Origin of the sequence: Micromonospora sp. BRA006-A (assembly GCF_033433935.1) — a bacterium.
Classification (GTDB): Bacteria; Actinomycetota; Actinomycetes; order Mycobacteriales; family Micromonosporaceae; genus Micromonospora; species Micromonospora aurantiaca.
In genome coordinates this window covers 3,642,159-3,654,284 of sequence record NZ_JANCLW010000001.1, presented here as the reverse complement: position 1 = coordinate 3,654,284, position 12,126 = coordinate 3,642,159, and the positions used below count along the sequence as shown (strand labels likewise).

Genomic DNA, 12,126 nt, shown 5'->3' with positions numbered 1-12,126 from the left:
TCGTGAACGGCCCCCACCTGTTTCCGGAAACCGCCCGGGCCAAACCTGCGCCCGACCGGGCTCGGACATAGGCTGACCGGCGTGGCGAGGTACTACGACCTGCATCCGGACAACCCCCAGCCCCGCGTGATCCGGCAGGTGGTGGACCTGCTGCGCGCCGACGGGGTGATCGCCTACCCGACCGACTCCTGCTACGCGCTCGGCTGCCGGATCGGCAACCGCGACGGCGTGGAGCGGATCCGGGAGATCCGGCGGCTCGACGACCGCCACCCGTTCACGCTGATGTGCGCCGACTTCGCCCAGCTCGGCCAGTTCGTCAAGCTCAGCAACGCGGTCTTCCGTCAGGTGAAGTCCGTCATCCCGGGCAGCTACACGTTCCTGCTCCCGGCCACCGCCGAGGTGCCGCGCCGGTTGCAGGATCCGCGGCGGCGGGTGGTCGGCGCGCGCGTGCCCCGGCACACGGTGACCCAGGCGCTGCTCGCCGAACTCGGCGAGCCACTCCTGACCAGCACGCTGCTGCTGCCCGGCGAGGACGAGCCGATGACCCAGGGCTGGGAGATCAAGGAACGGCTCGACCACCTCGTCGACGCGGTGGTCGACGCCGGGGACTGCGGGCTGGAGCCGACCACCGTGGTCGACCTGTCCGGCCCGGAGCCGGAGATCCTGCGCCGCGGCGCCGGAGATCCGTCCCGCTTCGAGTAGCGATCACCGATTCCGTCCCGCCCGGCCGCCGCCGTAGGGCACCGTGATTCCCGGCGGACGGTGACGGGGGTACGGCGTGGAAGCACTCGTGCTGATCACGGTGCTGGGCGCCACCGTGCTCGTCGGCACCACGATCGGCGGTCGCTACAGCGTCGCGCCGCCGGTCCTGCTGATCGCCATGGGCGCGCTGATCGGCCTGCTGCCGCCGTTCGACAACCTGATCCTCGAACCCGAGGTCGTGCTGGTGCTGTTCCTCCCGGCGATCCTCTACCGGGAGAGCCTGGTCATCAGCCTCCGCGAGATCCGGGCCAACCTCACGGTGATCGTCGGGCTCGCCGTCGTGCTGGTGATCGTCACGATGGCCGCCGTCGCGTTCACCGCGCAGGCCCTCGGCGTGCAGCCGGCCGCCGCGTGGGTGCTCGGCGCGGTCCTGGCGCCGACCGACGCGGCAGCCGTGGCCGGCCTGGCCAAGCGGATGCCGCGCGGCATCCTCACCACGCTGCGCGCGGAGAGCCTGGTCAACGACGGTACGGCGCTCGTGCTGTTCGCCGTGGCCGCCGGCGTGGTAGCGGGCGGGACGGTGCCCGGAGCGCTGACGCTCACCGGCGAGTTCGTCGGCAAGTCGGCCGGCGGGGTGGCCGCCGGTCTGCTCGTCGGCGCGGTCGTGGTGCTGATCCGCAAACACGTCGACGATCCGATGCGCGAGGGCGGACTGAGCATCCTCACCCCGTTCGTCGCGTTCCTGCTCGCCGACGCGGTGCACGCCAGCGGCGTGCTCGCGGTGGTGGTGTCCGGGCTGCTGCTGTCGTACGCCGCGCCCCGGGTGATCCGGGCCCGTTCCCGGGTCACCGCGTTCGCGTTCTGGGACCTGTCCACCTTCATGGTCAACGGTGGCCTGTTCGTGCTGCTCGGCACGCAGGTGCCGCGCTCGCTGCGCAGCATCACCAGCCACTCGCCGGCCGCGTCGCTCGGCATCGCGGCGCTCGTCGCCCTGGTCGTGGTGGTTATCCGGCTGGTCTGGGTGCACCTGTCGGTGTCGGCGCTGCAACGGGTGGACCGGCGCGAGTCGAGCCGCGCGCGGCACTTCGACGGCCGGATGCGTACCGCGGTGGGCTGGGCCGGGTTCCGCGGCGCCGTCTCGCTCGCCGCCGCGCTCGCCGTGCCGGTCACCATGCACGACGGCAGCACCGTGCGCGAGCGGGATCTGATCATCTTCGTGACCGTGGTGGTGATCGTGCTGATCATGCTGGTGCAGGGCACCACCCTTCCCGCTGTCGTGAGCTGGGCCGGCCTGACCGGCGATCGGGAACGCGACGACGAGGTGCGCTGGGCCCGGATCCGGGCCACCGAGGCCGCCCTGGAGGCGCTGCCCCGGGCCGCCGACGACGTGGGCGCCACGCAGGACACGGTGGACCGGCTACGCGCCGACTACGAGGAGCACCTGGCCGACGCCCGCGACCCGGGTGGCGAGGATGCGGAGGCGGAACGGGAGATGGCCCGCCGGCTGCGGCTGCGGGTGCTCGACCACAAGCGGCAGGAGATCACCCGGCTGCGCAACACCAGGCAGATCGACGACGCGGTGCTGCGGCAGCTCCAGGCGGCCATCGACATCGAGGAGATCCGGCTGCTCGGCCCGGAGATGGAGGAGTGAACCGGGCCGGCCGCCACCCGGACGGGTGGCGGCCGGCGTGGCTCAGCGCACGTCGACAGCGACAGCCGTGTACGGGGTGGTCGGCGTCGGCGGGGTGGAGAACCGGGCGTTGGGCAGGTAGAGCCGGCCGAGCGCGGCGGCGACTGTGGTCGGGACGTCGAAGCCGGGGTCGGTGACGACCCCGCGCGGCGCGCCCGCGGTGCCGGCGCGGTTCAGCTCGACCACGGCGACCTGGTTGAGCCGGTTCTGCACCACGTACAGCGTGCGGCCGAGCAGCAGCAGGCCGTCGCCGTTGACGAACGTGGTGCCCGGCACGTCGACGGTGGTGGTGACGCCGGTGGCCGGGTCCACCCGGAACAGCGTGCCGGTGTTCGACTGCACGACGATCAGCGCCCGCCCGTCCGGGGTGGGCACGATGCCGTTGAGGTTGACGCCGGTGCCGCTCTGCTGGAAGTCGCCGGTCAGCGGGAGCGTGGTGAAGCCGCCGGCGGGCGGCAGCTTGCCGCCGCGTCCCAGCGGCAGGCGGTAGAGCACCGGCCGGTTCGAGTCGGTGAACCAGGCGGCGTCACGGGTGAGCGTGACGTCGTTGACGAACGTCGGCGCCTCGGCGCCTCGGCGAACCGGTAGCGGGCGAGCACGGCGCCGGTGCGCGTGTCGATCACCCGGGCGTCGCCGGCGGTGCCACCGGCGACGAACAGCCGGCCGCGCGGGTCGACCTTCAGGCCGAGTGACGGGGTGCCGGTGGCGGGGCTGACCTGCCGGCCCGCGCCGGTGATGAGGTCGGCGCGGTAGATCTCGCCGGTGGCCCGCGAGCCGAACCAGGCGTACCGGCCGGCGGCGGCGACGCCCTCCGGCTGGAAGCCGTCCGGCAGCGCGATGACCGTGGGACGGCGGTCGTGGGCAGCGGCGGCGGGGGCCGGCGCGGCGGTGGTGACGAGGGCGGCGGCCAGGGCGACGCCGAGGGTGGTCCTGATGCGTCGGTTCACTGTGGTCCTTCCAGGCGAAACGGTGGAACAGGACCTACCCCACTGTACGGTCGGCGGCCGGCGACCGCCGGGGACGCGACCCGGCACGGTGGCACCGTGCCGGGTCGCGCCGACGGTCAGCCGGCCGCGCAGGCCGGCGTGCCGGAGGGCGCCGTGCCGGTGCCCTGGAACCCGAACTCGGTGGTGCCGCCGGCACCGACCTGGCGGTTGTAGTCCACGTTGCGGAAGGTCACCGCACCGGTGGTGCCGCTGGCCTGGGCGCTCCAGGTGTTCGTGACGGCCGAGCCCGAGGGCACGGTGAGCGACACGGTCCACCCGTTGAGCCCGCCGGCTCCCGCGGTGATCCGCACGTTTGTGACGAAGCCGCCCGGCCACTGGTTGGTGGTGAACGTGGCGGTGCAGGCGCCGGTCGGCGGGGGAGTCGTCGGCGGCGCGCTGGTCGGCGGCGTGCTGGTCGGCGGCGTCGACGTGGGCGGGGTGCTCGTCGGCGGCGCGGTCGTGGGCGGCGGAGTGCCGCCCTCGTTCAGCGCGTTCAGCACGGCGGTGTACGCCTGCTTCTTGTTGCCGCTGCCGTCGAACAGCAGCGGGGTGCCGCTGGCCCGCCACGAGTCGGTGTCCCGGATGCCCCAGACCGTGATGCCGTTGCAGCGCGCCACGGCCAGGCAGTCCCGGGTCACGTTGCCGTACGTGGTGGCCTGGCTGCTGCCCGAACCCTCGATGTCCAGCTCGGTGATCTGCACGTCGACGCCGAGCGCGGCGAAGTTCTGCAGCGTGGTGCGGTAGTTGCTCGGGTACGGCGACCCGCTGTTGAAGTGCGACTGGAGGCCGACGCAGTCGATCGGCACACCCCGGGACTTGAAGTCCCGCACCATGTTGTAGACGGCCTGGGTCTTGGCCCAGCTCCAGTTGTCGGTGTTGTAGTCGTTGTAGCAGAGCTTCGCGCCGGGGTCGGCGGCGCGGGCCGCACGGAACGCGGCCTCGATCCAGTCGCTGCCGGTGCGCTCCAGGTTGGAGTTGCGCCGGGCGCCGCTGTTGCCGTCGTCGAACGCCTCGTTCACCACGTCCCAGGCGTAGATCTTGCCCCGGTAGTGGGTGGCGACCTGGGTGACGTGGTTGAGCATCGCCTGGCGCAGCGCGCTGCCGGACATGTTCTGCGCCCAGCCGGGCTGCTGCTGGTGCCAGGCCAGCGCGTGGCCGCGTACCCGCATGCCGTTGGCCTGGGCGTGCGCGACGAGCCGGTCGCCGCTGCTGAAGTTGAACTGGTTCTGGGACGGCTCGGTGGCGTCCCACTTCATCTCGTTCTCGGCGGTGACCATGTTGAACTCGCGGTTCAGGATGCCGACGTACGTGCTGTCGGACAACTTGTTGACCGCCACCGCCGTGCCGAAGTACCGGCCCTGCTCCGCCGCCGACGCGCCGAGCGTCGTGCCGGCGCTGGCGCTTGTCGCCGCCGCTATCGTCGCGGCGACCACCGCGGCCCCCGCCACCATCGCGACCACTGCGGTCCGCGGGCGTGACCGGGCTGCCGCGCTCCCGCTGCCGCGGGCGAGCACCTTGTCCATCTGAACGCCTCTCTAGCCTGTCAATGGGATCGGCTCGCCTCGGCCACCGCCCGCCACGATGTCGGCTCCGCGCGGCCGCCCGGTGGCCGCGTCCGGTGGGGGAGGGACTCCCCGGCACATCGTGAGTGGATAGAAGCGAATCTCTGCCCCGGAGCCTACCGGAAGCGTTCCGAAAACTTAATCACCTCGATGCGTCGACATCGGGGCACGCGGCACCCGCTGAACGGGCGGAATCCGCGGGCGGGAACGGCCTGCGGGCGCGCGCGTCCCGCCCGCCGCGGCTCCGGAAGTTTCGGGAACCGCCGGTTCTGCCGGTTGAGTGGATCGCGCCACCGGGCCGATGCTTGGCGAATCGACCGTAGACGATGAAGGAGGTCCTGGCCGATGCGCCGACCCGCGCTCGTCGTACTCGTCCTCGCGGCCCTGCTCGCCGGCACCCCGGCGGTCGCCCGGGCCGGCGCCGCCGCCCCGCCGCCCGACCCCGCCGCCCTGGCCGGGCTCCGCACGCCCGGCACCGCCTGGGGGAACGACCCGGCCACCGGCCGGCTGACCGTCACCGCCGACGACACGGTACGCGGCAGCGAGCTGGCCGCGGTACGCCGGACCGCCGACCGGGCCGGCGCGGTGCTGCGCCACGAACCCGGGCGGCTGCGCACGCTCATCGCCGGTGGTCAGGCGATCTACGGCGGCGGCGGGCGCTGCTCGCTGGGCGCGAACGTGCGCCGCGGCACCACCTGGTACTTCGTGACCGCCGGGCACTGCACCCGCCTGGCCGCCACCTGGTACGCCGACGGCGCCGGCACCACGGTGCTGGGCAGCCGGACCGGCAGCAGCTTCCCCGGCGACGACTACGGCGTGGTCCGCTACACCGGCACCGTCGCCCACCCGGGCGCGATCCACACCTACCCGGGGCAGATCACCGTCACCGCCGCCGGCAGCGCGTACGTCGGGCAGGCGGTCTGCCGCAGCGGCGCCACCACGGGCGTGCGGTGCGGCACCGTGACCGGGCTGAACGCCACAGTCAACTACGCCGAGGGCAGCGTCACCGGGCTCATCCGCACGAACATCTGCGCCGAGCCGGGCGACAGCGGCGGCCCGCTCTACGTGGCGGCGACCGGCACCGTCATCGGCGTCCTCTCCGGCGGCAGCGGCAACTGCACGAGCGGCGGCACCAGCTACTACCAGCCGATCCTGGAGATCCTCGCCGCGTACGGCCTGACCATCCCCTGACCGGCCGCGCGGGCGGCACGACCGCCGCCCGCGCCGGACCGGCCACCCGGTCAGGCGTCGCCCGGCACCGCCATCTCGCCCAGGCGCGACCAGTCCTGCTGCGGCACCGTCGTGTTGACGATCCGGGGCGTCTCGGCCAGGTGCGGCGGCAGCGTGCGCTGGGCGGTCCGGAAGTGCTCCGACTGCACGTGCGCCGCGCCCGCCTCGTCGTCCCGGAACGCCTCGACCAGCACGTACTCGGTCGGGTCGTCCAGGCTGCGGGACCAGTCGAACCACAGGCAGCCGGGCTCGGCCCGGGTCGCGGCGGTGAAGTCGGCGGCGATCTGCGGCCAGCGGTCGGCGTCGGACGGACGGACCCGGAACTTGGCGGTAATGAAGATCATGGGATCAGGCTACCGAGGGCCGGCGGCCGCCCGCGCGGCATCAGCTCTTGGCCGCCGGGCCGAGCAGTTCGGCCGCCCGCCGGTCGGCGAACGCGGTGACCGCCTGCTGCCCGGCGCCGAACACGATCGCCAGGCCCAGCAGCGCGGCGGTGCTGCTCACGCTGGTCTCCACCAGGCCGCCGATGACCAGCATGATGCCGACCACCGCGACCAGCGGGCCGACGGCGAGCTTGAGCAGCCCCTGCTGGAACGGCAGCTTGTAGGGCAGCCCGCCGGACCGGGAGGTGATCATCGACGGCAGCGCGCTGAGGAACGCCCCGAGGGCGCCCGCGATCAGCACGAAGAACAGCAGCCGCCAGGCCGGTACGCCGCCGGCGTCGGTCGGCGCCTCCAGCAGCCGGACGTCGTGACTGAGCCACTGCACCAGCACCACGAGAACCTCCGCCAGCAGCGCGAACACCGACAGTCCCAGCATCCGGTTGCGCAGCCGGCGCGCCGACTCGTGGAACTCGTCGGACGCCGAGTAATAGCGCAGCAGCAACGCCTGCACCCGGGCGCGCAGCAGCGCCTCGGACGGGGCGCCGGCCGACGGGTCGAGGTCGGTGAGCACCTTGTCGTCGGCGGGCAGCACCTGTGCCGCCGCGCTGCGGTACGCGGGCAGCAGCCCGGTCAGCTCGTCCGCGGAGCGCAGCGCCACCATGGCCCGCTCCACCGAGTGGATCGTCTGCCACGCGTACTCCAGGTCGCCGCCGCGCAACCACTCGACCACGCCGCTGCGCCCGAGCACCACCTCCACCCGGGACAACTGCGCGCGCAGCGCCTCGGCCCGCTCGGGATCGCGCGGGGACAGCACCGCGAGCTGCTGGTACAGGTCGTCGAGCTTGGTCCGTACGCGGACCTGCCACACCGCGCCGGGAACCGGGGTGGCCGGCCGGGACGGCCCGCCCTCCGGCGCGTTCCGGGGCTCGGGTATGGCCTCCGGCTGGGTCTCCTGCTCGATCATCGTGCCCCACCTCTTTCCCCACGCCGCGCGGTCCTGCTACCAGTATTCGCAGGTCAGAGCCATAATGGCTAGAGCACACCGGACAGTCGGCCCGGCTCGCGGCGGCGCGGGATCCGGCCCGACGGACGAGGCCGCAGCCGTCGGACGTCGGTAGCCTGAGCCGGTGACCGTCTACGCCCTCGCACAGCTCACCATCCACGACCGGGCGCGCTACGACAGGTATGCCGCCGCCTTCCCGCCGGTGCTGGCCCGCTACGGCGGGAAGCTGCTCGCCGCCGACACCGCCCCCCGCGTGGTCGAGGGGGAGTGGCCGCACCAGAAGGCGGTGCTGTTGTCGTTCGACAGCCGTGAGGACTTCGAGCGCTGGTCCACCTCGCCGGAGTACCGGGAGATCTCCCGGGACCGGGAGGCGGCCACCGAGGGCGTGGTGCTGCTGCTCGACGGGATCGGGCACGCCTGGCCGGCCTGACACGCGGGCCCGCTCAGAGGCGGTGCCGCACCCACACGTTCGGCTCGACGTACGCGGCGTGGTCGTGGTCGGCGTCGACGAGCACCGGCGTCAGCGCGCCGGGCACGCGTACCGGGCCGGAGGTGTCGAACGGCAGCCCGGTCCAGCGCCGCCAGTCCGCGAGAGTGCCGGTCACCGTCATCGACCGGGGCGCGAACCGCTCGATCACCCCGCCCGCGCGGACGTGCACCCGCAGCCACGGGTCGGCCGGCAGTCCGTCGGGGCGGCGCCGGGCCGCGTACTCGGTCATCGGCACGTCCGGGACGGCGGCCTTGCCGCTCGGGCGCACCGGCGCCACCAGCGTGTCGAAGCCCGCGCGGGCCACCGCCGCGCGCATGGCCGCGAGCATCAGCCCGGACACCCCGCCGCCGCGCCGGTCCGGGCGCACGCAGATCTCCAGCGCGGACACCAGGTTGGGTGTGGACCCGGTGAGGCGGTCGAGCGTGGCCCGCTGGATCACCCGGTCCCAGCCGCCGTCGGGCAGCTCGTCCTCGGTCCAGCGCAGCGGCACCGCGTACCCGCGGGCGACGGCCCGTCCCGGCTCGGCCGGGTCGACGGCGGCGAAGACGAACTCGGGGTACAGCTCGTGCGCGACGCCGTAGTAGAGCGCGCCCATCGGATCCCAGAGCATGAACGGCGGCCAGGCGCCGTCGAAGTCGGTGTCCAGCAGCGGTGCCAGGCCGGGCCGCTGCGCCAGTGTCACGATCTCCAGGGTCACGCCGGGAGGCTAGGACCACACGGCCCGGACCGCACGCGGATTACCGCTGCGCCCCTGGTTAGGCTGCCGGCATGGCAGATCCGTTCCGGGTACGCGTCACCGTGCGCGGTTACGAACTCGACACGCAGGGACACCTCAACCAGGCGGTCTACCTCCAGTACGCCGAGCACGCCCGCTGGGAGTGCCTGCGCGCGTCCGGCATCGGCCAGGACCGGCTGCTCGCCGGCGGCGTCGGGCCGGTCGCGCTCGAGGTGACGGTGCGCTACCTGCGGGAGCTGCGCGGCGGCGACGAGGTCGACGTGACCTGCGAGTTCCACTGGGGCGAGGGCAAGACGTTCCGGATCGGCCAGGAGTTCACCCGCGCCGACGGCACCCCCGTCGCGTCGGTCAGCGGCGTCGGCGGGCTGCTCGACCTCGCCGAACGGCGGCTCGTGCCGGACCCGCGTGAGCGGTTCCGAGCGCTGGCCACCGACCCCGTGCCGATGAGCCTGTAACGCCCGGTCAGCGCGCCGCCCGCAGCCAGGCCAGCACGGCGAGCAGCCGCCGGTTGGTGTCCTCGTCCGGCGGCAGGTCAGTGCTTCCCAGCCGGCTGGACCCCGGTTCCCGGGTAGGTCTGGCCCTACCCCGGACCGGCCCGCCACGCCCCGTGCGCCGGGACGCACCCGGGCGGCGCACTCGGCGGATGAGAAGCCGCCTCGCGGGCGCCTGCCGGCTGCTCGCCGCCGTGTCTTTCCTGGCCGCCAACGTGGTCGTCGGCCTGGACTGGGATCCGAGCCGGGCTGCGGCTGCTGCGGTCGCGTCGGTCCCGGCCCCTATCCTGACCGGATGGAGCTGGCGTTCAGCGGCGAGGTGTGGTTCTGGCGCGGCCCGGCGCCGTACCACTTCGTCACAGTGCCCGACGAGCAGAGCGCGGCGATCGAGGCCGCCTCGGCGTCGGTCACCTACGGCTGGGGCATGATCCCGGTGACGGTCCGCATCGGTGAGACCGGCTGGCGGACGTCGCTGTGGCCCAAGGACGGGCGGTACGTGGTGCCGCTGCGGGTCGCGGCGCGCCGGGCCGAGGGGATCGAGCTGGGTGACCGGGTCGACGTGCGGCTGACGGTGGACGTGTGACCGGGCCGGAGCCGGCCGAGGCGGGCCGGCTGCTCGCCGCCGCCCGGCGGCCGGTGGTGTTCACCGGGGCCGGCATGTCGGCCGAGAGCGGCGTGCCGACGTTCCGGGACGCCCAGACCGGGCTCTGGGAGCGGTACGACCCGCAGGAGCTGGCGACCCTCGCCGCGTTCCGGGCCGACCCGGCCCTGGTCTGGGGCTGGTACGAGGCACGCCGTCACGGGGTGCGCCGGGCCGAGCCGAACCCGGGGCACCGGGCGGTCGCGGCGATCGCGGCCCGGCGCCCGGAGACGGTGGTGATCACGCAGAACGTCGACGACCTGCACGAGCGCGGCGGCGTGCCGGCCCCGGTCCGCCTGCACGGCAGCCTGTTCGCGCCCCGCTGCTCGGCTTGCGCCCGGCCCGCGCCGATCCCCGAGGACGCAACGGCGCCGGAGGACGACGCGGCACCCGGAGACGCGGCGGCACCCGACGACGGCGTGGCGTCCGGCGACGCGGTGGCACCCGGCGGCATGCCGGAACCACCGGACGGGCGCGTCACGCCACCTGCCTGCGCCGGATGCGGCGCGCCGGTGCGTCCCGGTGTGGTGTGGTTCGGCGAGGCGCTGCCGTCGGCCGCGCTCGACGCGGCGGTCGAGGCGGCATCCGGCTGCGACCTGCTGCTGACGGTGGGCACGTCGGCGCTCGTGCACCCGGCCGCCGAGATCCCGCTCGTGGCGGCCCGCCTCGGAGCCCCGGTGGTGCAGGTGAACCCGGTACCGACGCCGCTGGACGCGATCTGCGCGGTGAACCTGCGCGGCCCGGCCGGCGAGGTGCTGCCGGCGCTGGTCCGCGCCGCCTGGCCGGACGCTGCCGCCGGCTGAGCCGCCCGCCGCCACCCTGCCTGACAGCCTGGCCGCGCCGCCTCGTCGCCCGCCCAGCGGGCACCGGTTCGGCAGACCGTGCCGGGCGTGATCGCGGGAATCACCCGACCGGCCGTCCGGGGCCGCCTACCGTCGGCGCAGGAGGTGGACCGGCGGAGGGCGGCGGACGTGGGGCGCGAACGGGTGCGAGGGCGGCTGCGCGCGCCCCGGCCGGGGCCGGACGAGCGCCGGGTCACCCCCTTCGAGATCTTCTTCGACCTGGTCTTCGTCTTCGCGCTCACCCGGATCATGGCGCTGATCGAGCCGCACCCGACCCCGGCCGCGATGGCCAAGGGCCTGCTCCTGCTCGTGCTGCTCTGGGTGGCGTGGCTGTCGTACACCTGGTTGGGCAACCACACGCCCGCCGACGTCGGGGTGGTGCGTGGCGGGTTCCTGGTCGCGATGGCCGCGTTGTTCCTGGCCGCGCTCGCCATGCCGGAGGCGTGGACGCCGGGTCCGGGGCTGGACGGGCCGCTGATCGTGGTGCTGGCCTACGTGGTGCTGCGCGTGGTGCACCTGACGCTGTTCCACTGGGCCGCGGCGGGTGACCCGGAACTGCGCGCCCGGATCCGGTTCTTCGCGTTCGTCAGCGCCGTCGGCTGGGTGCCGCTGCTGCTCGGCGCGCTGATGGACGGTGCCGCGCACGCGGCGTTGTGGGTGCTGGGCTTCGCCGTCGAGGTGGCCGGTCAACGGCTGGCGTACACCCGCCGGGGTGCCTGGCCGCTGCGCAGCCCGACGCACTTCACCGAGCGGTACGGCCTGGTGCTGATCATCTCGCTGGGGGAGTCGGTGGTGGCCGCGGGGGTGGGCGCGGCCTCGGCGGTGACCGAGCCGCCGGTCCTCGCCGTGGCGCTCGTCGGTTTCGTGGTGACCGTCAGCCTCTGGTGGCTCTACTTCCACCGCACGTCCCCGGAGGCGGCCCGGGCGCTCGCCGCCGCACCGGCGGCGCAGCGGGACCGGATGGCCGCGGACGCCTACAGCCAGACCCATCTGCTGCTCGTCGTCGGCGTCATCTACCTGGCGCTCGGCGTCGAGCAGGTGCTGGAGCACGTCGCCGACCCGGAGGCCGGGCCCCGGCTGAACCGCTCGGCCGCGGTGGCGCTGTTCGGCGGCGCGGCCGTCTACCTGGCCGGACGGCTGCTGTTCCGGCGGCTGACCGGGCAGCCGGTCGGAGCGGCCCGGCTGGCCGTCGCCGGTGCGGCGCTGCCGCTGGCCGCGCTCGGGACGGTACTGCCGCCACCGCTGGCGCTGGCGGCGCTGGCCGGGCTGCTGCTGGCCGCGATCGCCGTCGATCGGCTAGGCGAGCGGGCCGCCGCTGGACGATCGACGGTCACCGACGCGCATCAACCGGTCTGAGGCCGGATCACCGGG

14 protein-coding genes are annotated in these 12,126 nt (G+C 74.3%); 8 read left to right on the top strand and 6 right to left on the bottom strand.

All coding sequences use genetic code 11. From position 1 onward, the window contains the following. The first annotated feature begins 81 nt into the window (after positions 1 to 81). Positions 82 to 702: an L-threonylcarbamoyladenylate synthase gene (locus tag NMK34_RS16630; protein WP_091418190.1), complete on the top strand. Its 621-nt coding sequence runs from the start codon at positions 82 to 84 to the stop codon at positions 700 to 702. Between the two features lie 76 nt (positions 703 to 778). After that, a complete protein-coding gene (locus tag NMK34_RS16625; RefSeq protein WP_318334175.1) occupies positions 779 to 2,353 on the top strand; it encodes a Na+/H+ antiporter in 1,575 nt (524 codons plus the stop codon). A gap of 42 nt (positions 2,354 to 2,395) precedes the next feature. Here NMK34_RS16625 and NMK34_RS16620 read toward each other — a convergent pair whose 3' ends face one another. The 3 genes from NMK34_RS16620 to NMK34_RS16610 form a co-directional block, all read right to left on the bottom strand. Continuing rightward, positions 2,396 to 2,887, bottom strand: coding sequence for a hypothetical protein (locus tag NMK34_RS16620; protein WP_318334174.1), 492 nt, complete (start codon positions 2,885 to 2,887; stop codon positions 2,396 to 2,398). Beyond that, the gene (locus tag NMK34_RS16615) at positions 2,815 to 3,339 is read right to left on the bottom strand and encodes a hypothetical protein (RefSeq protein ID WP_318334173.1); all 525 of its coding nucleotides are present in this window, start codon (positions 3,337 to 3,339) and stop codon (positions 2,815 to 2,817) included. Before NMK34_RS16615 ends, NMK34_RS16620 begins: the two co-directional genes overlap by 73 nt. Positions 3,340 to 3,455: 116 nt before the next feature. Further along, positions 3,456 to 4,901 (bottom strand): endo-1,4-beta-xylanase, encoded by a 1,446-nt coding sequence (locus NMK34_RS16610; protein WP_318334172.1) that lies wholly within the window; start codon positions 4,899 to 4,901, stop codon positions 3,456 to 3,458. Positions 4,902 to 5,285: 384 nt separating this feature from the next. Here NMK34_RS16610 and NMK34_RS16605 point away from each other — a divergent pair, with 384 nt between their 5' ends. Continuing rightward, on the top strand, positions 5,286 to 6,131 hold the full coding sequence (locus tag NMK34_RS16605) for a S1 family peptidase (RefSeq protein ID WP_318334171.1): 846 nt from the start codon (positions 5,286 to 5,288) through the stop codon (positions 6,129 to 6,131). 50 nt (positions 6,132 to 6,181) lie between these two features. Here the strand turns inward: NMK34_RS16605 and NMK34_RS16600 are convergent, their stop codons facing one another. Beyond that, positions 6,182 to 6,514, bottom strand: a complete 333-nt coding sequence (locus NMK34_RS16600; protein WP_318334170.1) for a putative quinol monooxygenase — start codon at positions 6,512 to 6,514, stop codon at positions 6,182 to 6,184. Between the two features lie 40 nt (positions 6,515 to 6,554). Continuing rightward, the gene (locus NMK34_RS16595; protein WP_318334169.1) at positions 6,555 to 7,517 is read right to left on the bottom strand and encodes a hypothetical protein; all 963 of its coding nucleotides are present in this window, start codon (positions 7,515 to 7,517) and stop codon (positions 6,555 to 6,557) included. A gap of 163 nt (positions 7,518 to 7,680) precedes the next feature. Here NMK34_RS16595 and NMK34_RS16590 point away from each other — a divergent pair, with 163 nt between their 5' ends. Further along, positions 7,681 to 7,986, top strand: a complete 306-nt coding sequence (locus NMK34_RS16590; protein WP_013286485.1) for a DUF1330 domain-containing protein — start codon at positions 7,681 to 7,683, stop codon at positions 7,984 to 7,986. Positions 7,987 to 7,999: 13 nt separating this feature from the next. Here NMK34_RS16590 and NMK34_RS16585 read toward each other — a convergent pair whose 3' ends face one another. Next, the gene (locus tag NMK34_RS16585) at positions 8,000 to 8,743 is read right to left on the bottom strand and encodes an N-acetyltransferase (protein ID WP_318334168.1); all 744 of its coding nucleotides are present in this window, start codon (positions 8,741 to 8,743) and stop codon (positions 8,000 to 8,002) included. A gap of 71 nt (positions 8,744 to 8,814) precedes the next feature. On the opposite strand from NMK34_RS16585, the gene NMK34_RS16580 reads away from it, so the two are divergent. The 4 genes from NMK34_RS16580 (at position 8,815) to NMK34_RS16565 (ending at position 12,111) form a co-directional block, all read left to right on the top strand. After that, complete coding sequence (locus NMK34_RS16580) at positions 8,815 to 9,237, top strand: thioesterase family protein (RefSeq protein ID WP_318334167.1); 423 nt, start codon at positions 8,815 to 8,817, stop codon at positions 9,235 to 9,237. A 331-nt stretch (positions 9,238 to 9,568) separates the two neighbouring features. Next, positions 9,569 to 9,856 carry a DUF1905 domain-containing protein gene (locus NMK34_RS16575; RefSeq protein WP_318334166.1) on the top strand — a complete coding sequence of 96 codons (288 nt, stop codon included), beginning with the start codon at positions 9,569 to 9,571 and terminating at the stop codon, positions 9,854 to 9,856. After that, positions 9,853 to 10,716, top strand: coding sequence for an SIR2 family NAD-dependent protein deacylase (locus NMK34_RS16570; RefSeq protein ID WP_318334165.1), 864 nt, complete (start codon positions 9,853 to 9,855; stop codon positions 10,714 to 10,716). The genes NMK34_RS16575 and NMK34_RS16570 overlap by 4 nt, the downstream gene beginning before the upstream one ends. Before the next feature lie 87 nt (positions 10,717 to 10,803). Further along, positions 10,804 to 12,111, top strand: coding sequence for a low temperature requirement protein A (locus NMK34_RS16565; RefSeq protein WP_318334164.1), 1,308 nt, complete (start codon positions 10,804 to 10,806; stop codon positions 12,109 to 12,111). Positions 12,112 to 12,126 lie beyond the last annotated feature (15 nt).